Source organism: Streptomyces sp. NBC_01808 (assembly GCF_035917395.1).
Lineage (GTDB): Bacteria > Actinomycetota > Actinomycetes > Streptomycetales > Streptomycetaceae > Streptomyces.
Genome location: NZ_CP109072.1, coordinates 1,171,855 through 1,188,284, shown reverse-complemented (window position 1 = coordinate 1,188,284; position 16,430 = coordinate 1,171,855). Strand labels below are relative to the sequence as shown.

The following is a 16,430-nucleotide window of genomic DNA, read 5'->3' as shown; positions in this document are numbered from 1 at the left end:
TCAGCCGAGTTGTGCCCCACCTTACGGAGCAGTCCTGAATGTAAGCCAGGCCGCACGGTTATCCGGAGGGGACGATGAAGCCCGACGCCACGGCGCCACGTGCCAAGACCGACGTCGAGCAGGCACTGCTCGGCCATGCGACATACCGCAGCCTCGGTGAGCAGAAACTCTCGCCGCAGGAGGAGAAGTTCGAACGGGGGCGGCGGACCACCGGGTTCTGGCTGGCCCCGCTGGTCGCCATCATCTTTCTCGCGCTCCCGCTGGACATGGCGCCGAGCCAGCAGACGCTGGCCGGCATCCTGCTCGGCGTCATCGTGCTGTGGGTCACCGAGCCGGTGCCGATCCCGGTGGGCGGGCTCATAGGTGTGGGCGCGATCGTCGTCCTCGGCGTGGTGCCGCCGGACGACGCGCTGGCGCCCTTCGGCTCCTCCACGATCTTCACCTTCATCGGCGCGTTCATCCTCGCCCAGGCCATGCTCAAACACGGCGTGGCCCGCCGGTTCGCGTTCTGGATCCTGGGGTTGCCGGGAGTCGGCCGTTCGACGTTCCGGCTGATCGCCGCCTTCGGCGTGATCACCTGCCTGCTGTCGGCGTTCGTCTCCAACACCGCGACGGTGGCGATGCTGCTGCCCACCGCGCTGGGCATCCTCACCGTGATCGCCAAGATGCTCCAGGACCGCGGCCTGGTGGAGCAGGACTTCGACCCGACGCGGCTGCGCGTCGGCGCCGCGCTGGTGCTCATGCTCGCGTACGGCGCCAGCGTCGGCGGCCTGCTCACCCCGGTCGGCAGCCCGCCGAACCTCATCGGCCGCGGCCTCATCGAGGAGGCCACCGGCGAGAAGATCTCCTTCGCCGAGTGGACGGCCACCGCGCTGCCGCTGTGTGCCTGCATGTTCGTCGTCCTCGTCATCGTCCTGCTGCTGCTCAACAAGCCGGAGATCCGGCGGATCGAGGGCGTGGAGGAGTACGTGCGCGAACAGCGCGCCGCGCTCGGCAAGTTCTCCCGCGCCGAGTGGAACACCCTGATCGCCTTCGGCATCACCGTGGCGCTGTGGATCACCCCGGGCATCGTCGCGCTCGCCGTGGGCACCGAGGCGTCCGCGTACACCACCGTCAGCGACCGGCTCGACGAGGGCATCGTGGCCGTGCTCGGCGCCGCGCTGCTGTTCATCCTGCCGACGAACTGGGCGCGCCGCGAGGCCACCCTCAACTGGAGCGACGCGGCCCGTATCGACTGGGGCACGATCCTGCTCTTCGGCACCGGCATCATCTTCGGCTCCCTGCTCGCCGACACCGGGCTGGCCGAGACCATCGGCAAGGAGTCCAACGACCTGCTCGGCTTCTCCAGCGTCTTCACCATCACGATCTTCGCGGCCGTGCTGGCGGTGATCGTCTCCGAGACGACGAGCAACACGGCCTCCGCGGCGGTGGTGGTGCCCATCATCATCCCGATCGCCATGGCCGCCGACGTCGATCCGTTCGTCCCGGCGCTGGCGGCGACCTTCGCCGCGTCCTTCGGCTTCATGCTGCCGGTCTCGACGCCGCAGAACGCCATCGCCTACGGCTCAGGCGTCGTGCCGATCACCACGATGATCCGCTCCGGCGCGGGCTTCGACGTCCTCGGCGTCATCCTGATCATCCTGGGGCTGCCGCTGATGGTCGAGGTCACCGGCATCGGCTAGCGGGCCTCCTCAGGCCCGTACCGCCCGGCCGGGGGCGCGCTGCTCCGGCCGGGCGGCCCGCCGCGCGCGCGGCGTTTTGACGAACCATACGGAGTGCTGCATACTTATTCTGGTCAGCGTATGCATCCTAAGGAGACTCCCGTGACCGAGCGCGTCGTACTCGCCTACTCGGGCGGCCTGGACACCTCCGTCGCCATCGGCTGGATCGCCGCGGAGACCGGTGCCGAGGTCATCGCCGTCGCCGTGGACGTCGGCCAGGGCGGCGAGGACCTCGACGTGATCCGCAAGCGCGCGCTGGCCTGCGGCGCCGTGGAGGCCGAGGTCGCCGACGCCAAGGACGAGTTCGCCGACGAGTACTGCCTCCCGGCGATCAAGGCCAACGCCCTGTACATGGACCGCTACCCGCTGGTCTCCGCGCTCTCCCGGCCCACCATCGTCAAGCACCTCGTCGCCGCCGCCCAGAAGCACGGCGCCGGCACCGTCGCCCACGGCTGCACCGGCAAGGGCAACGACCAGGTCCGCTTCGAGGCCGGCATCTCCTCCCTGGCCCCGGGCCTGAAGTGCATCGCCCCCGTCCGGGACTACGCCATGACCCGGGACAAGGCCATCGCCTTCTGCGAGGAGAAGGGCCTGCCCATCGCGACCACCAAGAAGTCGCCGTACTCCATCGACCAGAACGTCTTCGGCCGGGCCGTCGAGACCGGCTTCCTGGAGGACATCTGGAACGCCCCGATCGAGGACGTCTACGAGTACACCCAGAACCCCGCCGTGGCCCGCGAGGCCGACGAGGTCGTCGTCACCTTCGAGCGCGGCGTGCCCGTGGCCCTCGACGGCCGCCCCGTCACCGTGCTGCAGGCCGTCCAGCAGCTCAACGAGCGGGCCGGGGCGCAGGGCGTGGGCCGGATCGACATGGTCGAGGACCGGCTCGTGGGCATCAAGTCCCGGGAGGTCTACGAGGCCCCCGGCGCCATCGCGCTGATCACCGCCCACCAGGAGCTGGAGAACGTCACCGTCGAGCGGGAGCTGGCGCGCTACAAGCGGCAGGTCGAGCAGCGCTGGGGCGAGCTGGTCTACGACGGCCTGTGGTTCTCGCCGCTCAAGCGGGCCCTGGACGGCTTCATCCAGGAGGCGAACGAGCACGTCACCGGCGAGATCCGGATGACGCTGCACGGCGGCAGGGCCGTCGTCACCGGCCGGCGCTCGCCCGCCTCGCTGTACGACTTCAACCTCGCGACGTACGACACGGGCGACACCTTCGACCAGTCGATGTCCAAGGGCTTCATCGAGATCTTCGGCCTCTCCTCGAAGATCGCGGCCGGGCGGGACCTCGCCCAGTGAGCGACGGCACCGAGGGCGCGGCGCCCCAGGACATGAAGCTCTGGGGCGGCCGGTTCGCCGACGGCCCCGCCGCGGCGCTGGAGCGGCTGTCCGCGTCCGTCCACTTCGACATGCGGCTCGCCCCGTACGACATCGCCGGCTCCCGCGCGCACGCGCGGGTGCTGGCCAGGGCCGGGCTGCTGACGGCCGACGAGCTGAACCGGATGCTCGCCGGGCTCGACCACCTGGAGACGGACGTCGCGACCGGGGTGTTCACCGCCACGATCGCCGACGAGGACGTGCACACCGCGCTCGAACGCGGCCTGCTGGAGCGGCTCGGCCCCGAGCTCGGCGGCAAGCTGCGCGCCGGCCGGTCCCGCAACGACCAGGTCGCCACCCTCTTCCGGATGTACCTGCGCGACCACGCCCGCACCCTCGGCGGCCTCCTCGCCGAGCTGCAGGAGGCCCTCGTCGGCCTCGCCGAGGCGCACCCGGACGTCGCCATGCCGGGCCGTACGCACCTGCAGCACGCGCAGCCCGTGCTCTTCGCCCACCACGTGCTCGCGCATGCCCAGGCGCTCTCCCGGGACGCCGAGCGGCTGCGGCAGTGGGACGAGCGCACGGCCGTCTCGCCGTACGGGTCAGGGGCGCTCGCGGGCTCCTCACTGGGCCTGGACCCCGAGGCGGTCGCCGCCGAGCTGGGCTTCGAGCGCGGCTCGTCCGGCAACTCCATCGACGGCACGGCCGCGCGGGACTTCGCCGCGGAGTTCGCGTTCGTCACCGCGATGATCGGCGTCGACGTCTCCCGCATCGCGGAAGAGGTCATCCTGTGGGCCACGAAGGAATTCTCCTTCGTCACCCTGCACGACTCCTTCTCGACCGGCAGCTCGATCATGCCGCAGAAGAAGAACCCGGACATCGCCGAGCTGGCGCGGGGCAAGGCGGGCCGGCTGATCGGCAACCTCACCGGGCTGATGGCGACGCTGAAGGCGCTCCCGCTCGCGTACAACCGCGATCTGCAGGAGGACAAGGAGCCGGTCTTCGACTCGATCGACACCCTGGAGGTCCTGCTGCCCGCGTTCACCGGCATGATGGCCACGCTCACGGTCAACCGGGAGCGGCTGGAGGAGCTGGCCCCGGCCGGCTTCTCGCTGGCCACCGACATCGCCGAGTGGCTGGTCAAGCAGGGCGTGCCGTTCCGCGTCGCGCACGAGAGCGCGGGTGAGTGCGTCAAGGTCTGCGAGGCCGAGGGCATCGAGCTCGACCAGCTCACGGACGAGCAGTTCGCGAAGGTCTCCCCGCATCTGACGCCCGAGGTACGGACCGTGCTGACCGTCCCCGGCGCGCTCGCCGCGCGCGACGCCCGCGGCGGCACCGCACCGGCGGCGGTCGCGGTGCAGCTCGCGGAGGTCAAGGAGGACGTGGCGGCCCAGGTGCGCTGGGCGGCGGCGACCCGGCAGGCGGGCCCCGCCGCGTAGCACAGCGGAAGCGGCGGTGTGGCGGTGCGGCACAAAGCCGTGTCGGGCGCTGCCGGGGGCGGGGCCCGTCTTCTACGGTGGACGGGCCTGACAGCCGCACCGAGGACGTAGGAGCCCGCGATGGCGTTCGACCGACTGACCGAAGTGACGACGCCCGCCGCCCACATCGGCTTCGGGCTCGCCGCCGTGGGCCGCCCCGCGTACATCACCACGGGACGTGCCGACGACCTCCCCGCCGGCCGGGGGGTCGAGGAGATGCGCGCCCGCACCCACGAACTGCTGGACGCCGCCTACGCCCAGGGCGTGCGGTACTTCGACGCCGCGCGCTCCTACGGCCGGGCCGAGGAGTTCCTCGCCGACTGGCTGAAGCAGCACCCGGACGCCCGGGACGCGGTCGTCGGCAGCAAGTGGGGCTACGCGTACGTCGGCGACTGGCGCGCGGACGCCGAGGTGCACGAGGTCAAGGACCATGGCGTCGACGCCTACGACCGGCAGCGCGAGGAGTCCGCGGAACTCCTCGGCGACCGCCTCGACCTCTACCAGATCCACTCCCTCACCCCCGACAGCCCGGCGCTCACCGACACCGACCTCCACCGGCGCCTCGCCGCCCTGGCCGCGAACGGCGTCACGGTCGGCTTCTCCACCAGCGGCCCGGAGCAGGCCGCGGCGGTACGGGCCGCGCTGGAGGTCACCGTCGAGGGCGAGCGGCTCTTCGACACCGTGCAGAGCACGTACAACGTGCTGGAGCCGGCGGTCGGCGAGGCGCTGGCCGAGGCGCACGACGCCGGGCTGACGGTGATCGTCAAGGAGGGCCTGGCGAACGGCCGGCTGGCCGGCGCCGACGCGCCCGCAGAACTGCTCGCCGTCGCCGCCGAGTGCGGCGCGGAGCCCGACGCCGTGGCGCTCGCCGCCGTGCTGCGCCAGCCGTGGGCCGGCGTCGTGCTCTCCGGCGCCGCCACCGCCGCGCAACTGCACTCCAACCTCGCCGCCGCGGCGGTCGACCTCGGCCCCGCGCAGTACGACCGCCTCGCGGCCCTCGCCGAGCCCGCCGCCGACTACTGGCAGCGCCGCGCGGCCACCCCCTGGTCGTAGGCCCGTCGCCGAACCCCGCCTGAGCCGTACCCCCTGCCGGCACATGTCACGTGGCTGCCGCCGGGATCGACGCGGCCCGTCCGACGAGCCCCGCGCGCTGCGGGCTTTAAGGGGATTTTCGCCCTCCGGTGATGACATGCGGTAACGCAGTCGTCTGACGGAGGAGACCCCGATGTCCCGTCGTATACGCAGGCTCTCGGTCGCCGGTGCCGCCGTGTTCGCCGTGGCCGGCCTGGCCACCGGCGCGTCCGCCGCGCTCGACCGCGGCGACGACAAGCCCGAGGTCCGGCTGGTGGTCAACGAGGACCGCGAGCAGACCGGCGCCCAGAGCGCCGCCCACGAGGACTGCCCGGACAAGGGCGGTTCCGGGGCGCCCTCGGGCGCCGCCGAGAACGCGGGCGACCTGTGACCACCACCACCCCCGCCGGACCGGGCCCCGGCGCCGCGCCGGGCCCCGGGACGGCGCTCCTGGAACAGGCGCTCTTCGAGGTCAAGCGGGTGATCGTCGGCCAGGACCGGATGGTCGAGCGGCTGCTGACCGCCGTGCTCGCCCGCGGGCACTGCCTGCTCCAGGGCGTGCCGGGCGTCGCCAAGACGCTCGCGGCGGCCACCCTGGCGACCGTGTCGGGCGGCACGTTCCACCGCATCCAGTTCACCCCGGACCTGGTGCCGTCCGACATCACGGGCACCCGCATCTACCGGCCCTCCAGCGAGACGTTCAGCGTCGAACCCGGGCCGGTCGCCGCCAACTTCGTGCTCGCCGACGAGATCAACCGCGCCCCCGCCAAGGTCCAGTCCGCGCTGCTCGAAGTCATGGCCGAGCGGCAGGTCAGCATCGGCGGCCGGACCATCCCCATGCCCGAGCCGTTCCTCGTCCTGGCCACCCAGAACCCCATCGAGTCCGAGGGCGTCTACCAGTTGCCCGAGGCCCAGCGCGACCGCTTCCTGCTCAAGGTCGACGTCTCCGCGCCCACCGAGGACGAGGAGCTGGCGATCCTCTACCGGATGAGCGTCGACCCGCCCGCCGCCCGCCGGGTGCTCGCGCCGCACACCCTCGCGGCCCTCCAGCGCCGCGCCGACGAGGTGTTCGTCCACCATGCCCTCGCGCAGTACGCGGTACGCCTCGTCCTCGCCACCCGCGAACTCGCCGCCCGTGGCGACGCGGCCGGTGGCGGCCGGCTCGCGTACGGCGCGGGGCCGCGGGCCACGCTCGGCCTGGTGGCGGCGGCGCGGGCACTGGCGCTGCTGCGCGGGCGCGAGTACGTGCTGCCCGCCGACATGGCGGCGCTCGCCCACGAGGTCATCGCCCACCGGCTGGTGCTCTCCTTCGACGCCCTGGCCGACGGCATCACGCCCGAGTCGGTCGTCGACGAGGTGCTGGCCGCCGTGCCGCAGCCCCGGGTCACGCCGCACCAGGCGGAGGATGCCGCGGCCGGCGGCCTCGCCGGGGCCGGGAGCGCCGGGAGCGCCGCGAGCGGCCGGAAGGCCGGGAGGGCGGCATGAGCGCGACCGGCAGAGCAGCGGGTGCTACGGCCCGGGGGGTGCCCGGCTCGCCGTCGCTGGGCGAACTCACCCCGGAACAGGCGCTCCAGCACCTGCGGCTCATCTTCACCCGCCGCCCCGACGGCCTCCTCCAGGGCGACCACACCGCCCTCGTCCCCGGCCCCGGCGGCGAGCCGGACGAGAGCCGCCCGTACAACCCGGGCGTCGACGACGTACGCCGCATGGACTGGAACGCCACCGCCCGCACCACCGTGCCGCACGTGCGGATGACCCTCGCGGACCGCGAACTGACCACCTGGATCGTCCTCGACGCCAGCGCCAGCATGGACTTCGGCACCGGCCGGATGGAGAAGCGGGACCTCGCCGTCGGCGCCGCCGCGGCCGTCGCGTTCCTCACCGAGCGCGCAGGCAACCGCCTCGGCGCCCAGCTCGTCCGCCCCGACGGCATCCAGCGCATCCCCGCCCGCAGCGGGCGGCGGCACCTGATGCGGGTGCTGCGCACCGCGCTGGAACGCCCCCGCGTGCCCGCGGGCCCGCAGACCCACACCCTCGCCGAGGCGGTGGCCGCGCTGCAGCGCGCGGAGCGCCGCCGCGGACTGGTCGCCGTCGTCTCCGACTTCCTCGAACCGGGCTGGGAGCAGCCGCTGCGGGCCCTGGCCCGGCGGCACCATGTCCTGGCCGTCGAAATCGTCGACCCCCGGGAGCTGGAGCTGCCCCCGGTAGGGCTGCTGACCGTCGTGGACCCGGAGTCGGGCCGGCGCCGGGAGATCCCCACGTACTCGAAGCGGCTGCGGGAGCGGTACGCCGCCGCCGCGGCGGAGCAGCGCGCGGCGATCGCCCGGGCGCTGCGGGCCGCGGGCGCGGCACGGCTGCCGCTGCGCACGGACCGCGACTGGGTCCGGGACATCGCGCGTTACGCGGCGGCACAGCGCCGCGGCACAGGCGGTGCGGCATGACCTCCGGTCCGCTCCCCGGTCCCCGGGCGGCCCCGGCGGCCCGGTCGTCCCGGGCGGGGCGGGGACCGTACCCCCGCCGCCCGCCGGGCCGCGAGGACAGCAGGCACCCGGCGGGTCACGGCCGTGCCGGCACGGCAACCGCCGCGCCCGCGCGCCGGGTTCGCCTGCCAGGCCCGTACGGCATGGGCGCGCAGGGGAGGAGTACCCGCCCGCTGCCGCACACCGGAGCACCCGTGGGCGCCGCTCCCGCGCCCGGGGCGTACCGCCTCCGCGGCTTCGCCCGCGGTGCGGACTCCCGCGGCCGCACCCGTCCGCCCCGGTCCCGTACGCGCGTCCGCACACCCCGTCGACTCCCGGAGGGTCGCGCATGAGTCTCGCCTCGCCCGGGTGGCTCGTGCTGCTCGTGCCGCTCGCCGCCCTCGTCGTCGCGTACGTCGTCATGCAGGCCCGGCGCGGCCGCTACGCCGTGCGGTTCACCAACGTCGATCTGCTCGACAAGGTCATGCCCCGCCGCCCCGGCTGGCGCCGGCACGTGCCTGCCACCGCGTTCTGCGCCATGGCCGGGCTGCTCATCGTCGGCTTCGCCCGGCCCACCGCCGAGACCGAGGTGCCGCGGGAGCGGGCGACCATCATGGTCGCGCTGGACGTGTCCGCCTCGATGCGGGCCACCGACGTGCAGCCGTCGCGGTTCACCGCCGCGCAGGACGCCGCCCAGACGTTCGTGACCGAACTGCCCGAGCGGTTCAACGTCGGGCTCGTCACCTTCAGCGGCACCTCCACCGTCGCGCTGCCGCCGACCACCGACCGCGAGGCCATGCGCCGCGCGCTCGACCGGCTGGACACCCGGCAGGGCACGGCGATCGGTGAAGCGGTGTTCTCCTCCGCCGAGGCGATCCGCACGCTCGACGAACAGGCCGAGCGCGAACCGCCGCCCGCGCACGTCGTGCTGCTCTCCGACGGGCAGAACACCACGGGCCGGGCCACGCCCGCCGCCGCCGAGGAGGCGGCCGCGGCCGGGATCCCGGTGTCCACGATCGCCTACGGCACCGAGGGCGGCACCATCGATCTGGCCAGTGGGCAGAGCGTGCCGGTGCCGGTCGACGCGCCCGCGCTGGAGGAGCTGGCGACCGCCACCGGCGGCGCGTTCCACGAGGCCGCCTCCGGCGAGGAGTTGCAGGCCGTGTACGAGGACATCGGCAGCTCCGTCGGCTACCGCACCGAGGAGCGCGAGATCTGGCAGTGGTTCGTCGCCGCCGCGCTGATCGCCGCGCTGCTGGCCGCGGCCACGTCCCTGCTGTGGTTCTCGCGCCTACCATGAGGAGAACGACCGTGACCCACGCCCGTCCCGGCCTCGGCGAGCCCCGCGGCCCCGCGTTCACCGCAGGCGACCGCCCCGGCGCCGCCGCCCCGCGCCCCGCGGGCGGTCCCCCGCAGGGCGGTCCCCCGCAGGGCGGGCCCGTGCCGCCGGTGTCCCCGTACCGCGTCCCCCCGGCGCCCATCCAGACCCCGCCCCCGGCGCCCCGCCGCGCGGCGAACCGAGTCCTGGCCGCCGCCGTCGTCGCCGCAGTCCTCGCCGGCGGCGCGGCCGGGTTCGCCGCCGGCGAGATACGCGGCCCCGGGGGCGGTGAGGAGGCGGCGGCCGGCGCGCCCCCACCGGCCGCCGCCGGGCGGAACCCCGGCGAACTCGACAGCGTCGCTGCCCGGGTGCTGCCCAGCGTGGTGTCCGTACAGGCCGGCGAACGGCAGGGCTCCGGCTTCGTCTTCGACGACCGCGGCCGCATCCTCACCAACGCCCACGTCGTCGGCACCGCCACCGACGCCACCGTGGTGCTGCACAGCGGCCGCCGGGTGGACGCCGAGGTGCTGGGCCGCGACACCGGCCGGGACGTGGCCGTGCTGGAGGTGGCGGGCTCGTACGTCCCGCGCGCGCTGCCGATGGGCCGCGCCGCGGACCTGTCCGTCGCCGACTCAGTGCTGGCCATCGGCTCGCCGCTGGGCCTGTCCGGCACCGTCACCTCCGGCATCGTCAGCGCCGTCGACCGCGAGGTCTCGCTCGGCGGCGGCGCGCAGCAGCGGGCGGTGCAGACGGACGCCTCCATCAACCCCGGCAACTCCGGCGGCCCGCTGGTCGACGCCGCGGGCCGGGTCGTCGGCATCAACACCGCCATCGCCTCGCTGGACCGGGGCAGCGGCGGCTCGATCGGCATCGGCTTCGCCGTACCCGTGGAGGACGCGGTCCGGGCGGCGGACTCGATCATCGAAGGCGATTAGGTTCATGCCATGCGGATACTCGTGGTCGAGGACGAAGAGGACCTGGTGGGCGCGCTCCGGGTCGGGCTGGTGCGCTCCGGGTACGCGGTCGACACCGCCGCCGACGTGGACGGCGCGCTGGAGAAGCTCGGGGTCAACGAGTACGACCTCGTGCTGCTGGACCTCACCCTGCCCGACGGCGACGGCCTCGCCGTCTGCCGGGAGATACGCGCGGCCCCCGGCGGGCCGCGGATCCTGATGCTCACCGCGCGCGACCGCCTCGCCGACCGGGTGCGCGGCCTCGACGCGGGCGCCGACGACTATCTCGTCAAGCCGTTCGCGCTGCCGGAGCTGCTGGCGCGGATACGGGCCCTGCTGCGCCGCGACGAGGGCGGCACGTCCGTCGTGGAAGTCGGCGAACTGCGGCTGGACACGGCCAGGTTCGAGGCGTACCGCGGCAGCCGCCCGCTGCGGCTCACCCCCAAGGAGTTCGGCGTGCTGCACTACCTGATGACCCGGCCGGGGCGCGTCGTCTCCGCGGAGGAACTCCTGGAGCACGTCTGGGACGAGAACGCCGACCCGTTCACCAACACCGTGCGCGTCACCGTCGGCTCGCTGCGCCGCAAGGTCACCGGCGAGGAGGAGCCGCTGATCGAGACCGTCATCCGGCACGGCTACCGGCTGAGGGAGGAGACGTCGTGAGGCGGCCCCGGGTGCCGCTCCCGGCCTTCGTCCACACCATCCGCTTCCGGCTCACCGTGCTCTACTCGGTGCTCGTGTTCTGCCTGACCGCGCTCGTGCTCGGCGGCGCGTACGTCGCGGTGCAGCGCAGCGGCCACGCCCAGCCGGTCAGCAAGGAGCTGCGGGCGGAGAAGCGGGTCGACGGCGTACGGGTCGGGGACATCGACGTCGTCAAGGCCGAGGACGTCGAGGCCGCCGTCAACTACGAGACGCTGGGCAACCTGCGCACCTTCTCCTTCGCCGTCCTCGGCGGCGTGGCCGTCGCCAGCCTCGGCACCGGCTGGGTGCTCTCCGGCCGGGCGCTGCGCCCCGTACGCGCCATCGCCCGCACCGCCGAGGAGATCCAGGCCGGCAGCGACCTCTCCCGCCGGATCCGGCTCGAAGGACCGCGCGACGAGCTGCGCATGGTCGCCGACACCGTCGACTCGATGCTCGACCGGCTCGACGGCGCCTTCGCCGCGCAGCGCCAGCTCGTGGACGACGCCTCGCACGAGCTGCGCACCCCCCTGGCCATCATCCGGGCCAACCTCGACGCGGTGCTCTCCGTCGAGGAGTCGGAGCCGGAGGAGCGGCGGCGGGCCGTCGCCGTGGTCGACCGGGCCACCACGCGGATGACGCGGCTGGTGGAGGACCTGCTCGCCACCGCGCGGCGGTCCGCCGCCGCGTTCGCCGACGCGGACGTGGACCTGGCGGCCGTGGCGGACGAGGCGTGCGAGGAGTTCGCGCCGCTGGCGACGGAACGCGGCCTGGTGATCCGGCGCCGGCTGGACGAGGGCCTGGTGCTGATCGGCGACCCGTACGCGCTGCGCCGGGCCGTCGGCAACCTGCTCTCCAACGCGGTACGTCTCGCGCCCGCCGGCACCCGCATCACGGTCGCGGCCGGCCGCGCGGAGGGCTGGCTGTGGATCGCCGTGCAGGACGCGGGCCCCGGCATCGGCGAGGGCGAGCAGGCCCGGGTCTTCGACCGGTTCTGGCGCGGCGAGGCGGGCCAGGAGGGGCGGCCCAGGGACCGGCACGCGGGTCTCGGGCTGGCGATCGTGCGGCAGATCGTGGAGTCGCACGGCGGGCAGCCGCGGCTGTTCTCCCGGGTGGGCGCGGGCAGCACGTTCGTGCTGTGGCTGCCCGACGTGGGCGCGGCGGCCGGGGCCCGCGGTGCGGGCGGGCCGCCGGACGAGCTGCCGGACGAGCTGCCCGCGGAGATGCGCGGCGGGGAGGACGTCGGGCCGGCGGAGCTGCTGGAGAAGTAGCCGCCGCGGGCGGGCGGTTCGTACCGTACGGCTCAGGCCGCCGACTTCACCTTCGTGGCGTACACGTCGACGTACTCCTGCCCGGACAGCCGCATGACCTCGCTCATCACCTCGTCGGCCACCGCCCGCAGCACGTACCGGTCGCGGTCCATGCCCTCGTAGCGGGAGAAGTCCAGCGGCTCCGCGAAGCGCACCGTGAACCGGGCGATCCGCGGCCGGCCCGCGCCGCCCGGCTGGATCTTCTCCGTGCCGACCATCGCGAACGGCACCACCGGCGCGCCGGTCATCAGCGTCAGCCGCGCCACGCCCGTACGCGCCCGGTACAGCCGGCCGTCGGGGGAGCGGGTGCCCTCCGGGTAGATGGCGAAGACCCGGCCCTCCTCCAGGATCCGGCGCCCCGTCATCAGCGCCGCGACGCCGCCGCGGCCGCCGTCCCGGTCCACCGGGATCATCCCGACCGAGGTGAAGAACCAGGCCATCAGGCGGCCCTTGACGCCCTTGCCCGTGACGTACTCGTCCTTGCCGATGAAGAACACCGGCCGCTTCACGACCAGGCCGAGGAACATCGAGTCGACGAACGTGAGGTGGTTGCCTGCGAGGACGACCGGGCCCGTGCCGGGGATGTGCTCGTGGCCCTCCACCCGGGGGCGGTACAGGACACGCATGAGCAAGCCGAGAAACGCCTTGATCAGAATGCGGAACAAGGAAGGATCCTCCGGTCGGGACGGTGACGCCTGCGACCATACTCGCCTGACCGCACGGTTCCCACTCCGGCTTCAACCGGCCGAGACGCAGTGTTGCCGCCGATTTCACGAGCACGCCGCCGCAAGTCTCCCGCACCCGCGCCGGTGCCGCCTAACATCGGGCCGTCTTTTGTCGAGGCGCCGTCAATGGCGCGGGTACGGCGGAGAGGTAGCTGACATGAGCGACGGCGGTACGGAGCGGCAGCAGCCCGGCAGACGGGCGGTGCTCGGCGCGGCGGCGCTGGGCGGTGCGGTGGCAGCGGTGGGCCTGCCGGGTACGGCGCGCGCCGCGGGCGGGTCCGGCGGCAGCGGCGGTTCCGGCCCTGGCGGGCGGCTGCCGAACCCGGCGGTGATCGCGCACCGCGGGGCCAGCGGCTACCGGCCCGAGCACACCCTCGGCGCGTATCAGTTCGCCCTCGACATGGGCGCGGACGTCATCGAGCAGGACCTCGTGCCGACCAAGGACGGCCATCTCGTCTGCCGGCACGAGAACGAGATCGGCGGCACCACCGACGTCGCGGACCACCCGGAGTTCGCCGACCGCAAGACCACCAAGACGGTCGACGGCGCGAAGATCACCGGCTGGTTCACCGAGGACTTCACGCTCGCCGAGCTGAAGACGCTGCGTGCCACGGAGCGCATTCCGGCCGTCCGGCAGCGCAATACCCTCTACAACGGCCGCTGGGAGGTGCCCACCTTCGAAGAGGTGCTGCAGTGGGCGGAGCGGCAGCGGCGCGGCACCGGCCGGTCGGTGTATCTGCATGTCGAGACGAAACACCCCACGTACTTCCGCTCCATCGGCCTTGAGCTGGAGAAGCCGCTGGCGCGGCTGCTGCGCCGCTACGGCCGGGACATGCGCAACTCGCCCATCTTCCTGCAGTCGTTCGAGCCCACCAGCGTCGAGCGGCTCGCCGGGCTCGTCGACTCGCCGGGCGTCGTGCTCCTCGGCGGGGCGTCCTCGCGGCCGTGGGACTTCGTCGAGGCCGGGGACCCGCGCACCGTCGCCGACCTGGTCACGCCCGAGGGGCTGGCGTGGATCGCGGGCTTCGCCAAGGGCCTCGGCCCGACGCTCGACCTGATCATCCCGAAGGACTCCACCGGCAAGCTGCTGGAGCCCACGACCCTCGTCCGCGACGCGCACGACGCCGGGCTGGTGCTGCATCCGTACACGATGCGCAACGAGAACACCTTCCTGCCGGCGGACTTCCGCAGGGGCACGGACACGACGCACTACGGCGACGCGTTCGGCGCCTTCCAGGCCTACTTCGAGACGGGCATCGACGGGATCTTCACCGACAACCCCGACACCGGGCTGCTCGCCCGGGACGCCTTCCTCGCGCAGGGCTGACCCCGGGGGCCGCCGGGCAACCGGCAGGCCCCGTCCGCCCGTTGCCTGCCGCCCGGTCCGTCCCGGCGGCGGGCAGCGGGCGCACCCGCGTCGCGTACCCGGACATCTCAGGCGAGTTGGCAATATCACAGGGATGCCCGGGCCTCGTCCGTAGCCACGGCACGACCGCGCCGCGCAGAATGCTCACGGCGGAGGTTGCGCCGGGTGAAGTGCGGGGAAACACGCGGTAGGCCGCAGGTTTTGCGGCCTGTCTACGGGTGCACAGAGGAGGCGGGCGCGGCATGGGCAAGAGTGTGACGATCACGCCGGCGACGAACGACGACGCCGAGCAAGTCCTGAAACTCCAGTACCTCTGCTACCAGGCCGAGGCTGCGCTGTACGGGGACTACCGCATACCCCCGCTCACCGAGACCCTCGACGAGCTGCGCGCGGAGTTCGACCGCGGTGCCGCCGTCGTCGCCCGCCTCGGCGACGAGGTGGTCGGCGCCGTCCGCGGCACGGTCGAGGTCGACGGCACCGCCGTCATCGGGCGGCTCATCGTGCACCCCCGGATGCAGGGCCACGGCCTCGGCGCCCGGCTGCTGCTCGCCATGGAGGTCAGGCTCGCCGAGGGCGGCGCGCCCGTCGAGCGGTTCCAGCTCCTCACTGGGCACCGCAACGAGGCGAACCTGCGGCTGTACCGGCGTCTCGGCTACGAGCCGGTGGGCACGGAGAAGGTCAGCCCGCGGCTGAGCCTGGTCACTCTGGAGAAGGCCCCGCAGGGCGCGTCCGCGACGACTGCTTCCTCAGCCACCACAGCCCGATGACCGGCAGGATCACGGGCAGGAAGAGGTAGCCGCGGCCGTAGTCGGACCACACGGTCTGGTCCGGGAACTCGGACGGCTGCACCTCCGTCCAGGTGCCGATCGCCAGCACGCCGATCAGCTCGGCGGTGATGCACACCAGCGCGAGCCGCCGCGCCGTCTCACCGCCGCGCGCGAGGGCGACGGTGATGAAGACGTAGACGACGGCGGCCAGCGCGGAGAGCACGTACGCGAGCGGCGCCTCGTCGAACTGCGTGCTGAGCTGGTAGACCGCCCGCGAGGTGGCGCCGACGGCGAAGACGCCGTACAGCGTGAGGATCAGCCGCCCGGGCCCGCTGGACAGCCCGGCGCGCCCGCCCCCGCGCGGCTCCCCGGCCGCCTGCCGCTGCTCAGCCACCGGAGCCCGCCCAGATGTCGTGCAGCCGCACCTGGAGCACGGCCAGGACGAAACCCCCGACGGCCACCGTCGCCGAGCCCCAGCGGCTGCGCTCCGACAGCGACAGCAGGCCGGTGGCGGGAACGGCGAAGCCCGCGGCGAGCAGATAGGCGACGAACACCGCCGTGCCCTCGTCCGCCTTCTCGCCGCGGCCGAGCTGCACCAGGCCGACGACGACCTGGGCCAGCGCGAGGACCGTCACCACGGCCATGCCGGCGAAGTGCCAGTCCTTCGTGGGCTCATCCTTGACCGCGGCGTACCCGCACCAGGCCGCGAGGGCGAGCGCGGCAACCGCGACCGCGATCGTCAAGGGGAGGAACATGACTCGACCTTACTGCGTCGTCCCGGGCCCGCAGAGCCGGGTCCCGGCACGGTCCGTACGCTTCCGGCCACGCGCCCGCCGCCGTGGCGTTGACCACAGCGCCCACCCCTCCGCGCCCCTTCCGCTTGCCCGCCCGGCACCGTATCCGCGCAGGTCACAACGGTGTACGGGGACTCCGGCGCCGCTCCGCCCCGGGCTGTCCGCAATGCGGACAGCCGTCCCGGTCCGTGGCGCCCATCTGTTTTACTGATCCGCATGACCACGACGAGCAGCCGCACCTGTGCGACCGAGGCGAGCAGCATGACGCCCGGTGCTCGTTGTATGTGTCGAATGCACCGCTGAGGGCCCCCGCCACGAGACTCGCGCCCCGAAGCGAGTCCGCGGGCCGCTCCGCCGCCGTGCCCCGCACGGCCGTGCCCCGAGCCGAGCCCGCGTGTCCCGGGGCAGCGCCGCGCCCCCGCGCACCGCTGCCCCGGAGCCACCCCCCGAGACCCGAGTAGCGCGCCCCGCCG

The 16,430-nt window shown here is 73.8% G+C and carries 16 protein-coding genes; 13 read left to right on the top strand and 3 right to left on the bottom strand.

Going from position 1 to position 16,430, the window contains the following annotated elements; all coding sequences use genetic code 11:
* Positions 1–74: 74 nt before the first annotated feature.
* The 11 genes from OG946_RS04825 (at position 75) to OG946_RS04775 (ending at position 12,266) form a co-directional block, all read left to right on the top strand.
* The gene (locus OG946_RS04825; protein ID WP_326794909.1) at positions 75–1,682 is read left to right on the top strand and encodes an SLC13 family permease; all 1,608 of its coding nucleotides are present in this window, start codon (positions 75–77) and stop codon (positions 1,680–1,682) included.
* 141 nt (positions 1,683–1,823) lie between these two features.
* Positions 1,824–3,020, top strand: coding sequence for an argininosuccinate synthase (locus OG946_RS04820; RefSeq protein WP_326794908.1), 1,197 nt, complete (start codon positions 1,824–1,826; stop codon positions 3,018–3,020).
* A 32-nt stretch (positions 3,021–3,052) separates the two neighbouring features.
* Positions 3,053–4,477, top strand: a complete 1,425-nt coding sequence (gene argH, locus OG946_RS04815; protein ID WP_326800147.1) for an argininosuccinate lyase — start codon at positions 3,053–3,055, stop codon at positions 4,475–4,477.
* 120 nt (positions 4,478–4,597) lie between these two features.
* Entirely contained in the window at positions 4,598–5,569 is a 972-nt protein-coding gene (locus tag OG946_RS04810; protein WP_326794907.1) for an aldo/keto reductase, read from the top strand.
* Between the two features lie 172 nt (positions 5,570–5,741).
* Positions 5,742–5,978: a hypothetical protein gene (locus tag OG946_RS04805; RefSeq protein ID WP_326794906.1), complete on the top strand. Its 237-nt coding sequence runs from the start codon at positions 5,742–5,744 to the stop codon at positions 5,976–5,978.
* Positions 5,975–7,072, top strand: coding sequence for an AAA family ATPase (locus OG946_RS04800; RefSeq protein WP_326794905.1), 1,098 nt, complete (start codon positions 5,975–5,977; stop codon positions 7,070–7,072). The genes OG946_RS04805 and OG946_RS04800 overlap by 4 nt, the downstream gene beginning before the upstream one ends.
* Entirely contained in the window at positions 7,069–8,028 is a 960-nt protein-coding gene (locus tag OG946_RS04795) for a DUF58 domain-containing protein (RefSeq protein WP_326794904.1), read from the top strand. Before OG946_RS04800 ends, OG946_RS04795 begins: the two co-directional genes overlap by 4 nt.
* Positions 8,029–8,395: 367 nt before the next feature.
* Positions 8,396–9,346 carry a VWA domain-containing protein gene (locus OG946_RS04790; protein WP_326794903.1) on the top strand — a complete coding sequence of 317 codons (951 nt, stop codon included), beginning with the start codon at positions 8,396–8,398 and terminating at the stop codon, positions 9,344–9,346.
* A gap of 11 nt (positions 9,347–9,357) precedes the next feature.
* Positions 9,358–10,299 carry a S1C family serine protease gene (locus tag OG946_RS04785; RefSeq protein WP_326794902.1) on the top strand — a complete coding sequence of 314 codons (942 nt, stop codon included), beginning with the start codon at positions 9,358–9,360 and terminating at the stop codon, positions 10,297–10,299.
* 9 nt (positions 10,300–10,308) lie between these two features.
* Positions 10,309–10,980, top strand: coding sequence for a response regulator transcription factor (locus OG946_RS04780; protein WP_326794901.1), 672 nt, complete (start codon positions 10,309–10,311; stop codon positions 10,978–10,980).
* Positions 10,977–12,266 (top strand): sensor histidine kinase, encoded by a 1,290-nt coding sequence (locus tag OG946_RS04775; protein WP_326794900.1) that lies wholly within the window; start codon positions 10,977–10,979, stop codon positions 12,264–12,266. Before OG946_RS04780 ends, OG946_RS04775 begins: the two co-directional genes overlap by 4 nt.
* A 32-nt stretch (positions 12,267–12,298) precedes the next feature.
* Here OG946_RS04775 and OG946_RS04770 read toward each other — a convergent pair whose 3' ends face one another.
* The gene (locus OG946_RS04770) at positions 12,299–12,970 is read right to left on the bottom strand and encodes a lysophospholipid acyltransferase family protein (protein WP_101425485.1); all 672 of its coding nucleotides are present in this window, start codon (positions 12,968–12,970) and stop codon (positions 12,299–12,301) included.
* A 217-nt stretch (positions 12,971–13,187) separates the two neighbouring features.
* Between OG946_RS04770 and OG946_RS04765 the strand changes: the two genes are divergently transcribed.
* Together OG946_RS04765 and OG946_RS04760 are read left to right on the top strand one after the other, a co-directional pair.
* A complete protein-coding gene (locus OG946_RS04765; RefSeq protein ID WP_326794899.1) occupies positions 13,188–14,357 on the top strand; it encodes a glycerophosphodiester phosphodiesterase in 1,170 nt (389 codons plus the stop codon).
* A 281-nt stretch (positions 14,358–14,638) separates the two neighbouring features.
* Positions 14,639–15,163, top strand: coding sequence for a GNAT family N-acetyltransferase (locus OG946_RS04760; protein WP_326794898.1), 525 nt, complete (start codon positions 14,639–14,641; stop codon positions 15,161–15,163).
* Here OG946_RS04760 and OG946_RS04755 read toward each other — a convergent pair.
* Both OG946_RS04755 and OG946_RS04750 read right to left on the bottom strand, forming a co-directional pair.
* On the bottom strand, positions 15,096–15,557 hold the full coding sequence (locus OG946_RS04755; protein WP_326794897.1) for a hypothetical protein: 462 nt from the start codon (positions 15,555–15,557) through the stop codon (positions 15,096–15,098). The genes OG946_RS04760 and OG946_RS04755 overlap by 68 nt on opposite strands.
* Positions 15,550–15,918, bottom strand: coding sequence for a hypothetical protein (locus OG946_RS04750; protein WP_326794896.1), 369 nt, complete (start codon positions 15,916–15,918; stop codon positions 15,550–15,552). The genes OG946_RS04755 and OG946_RS04750 overlap by 8 nt, the downstream gene beginning before the upstream one ends.
* Between the last annotated feature and the right edge of the window lie 512 nt (positions 15,919–16,430).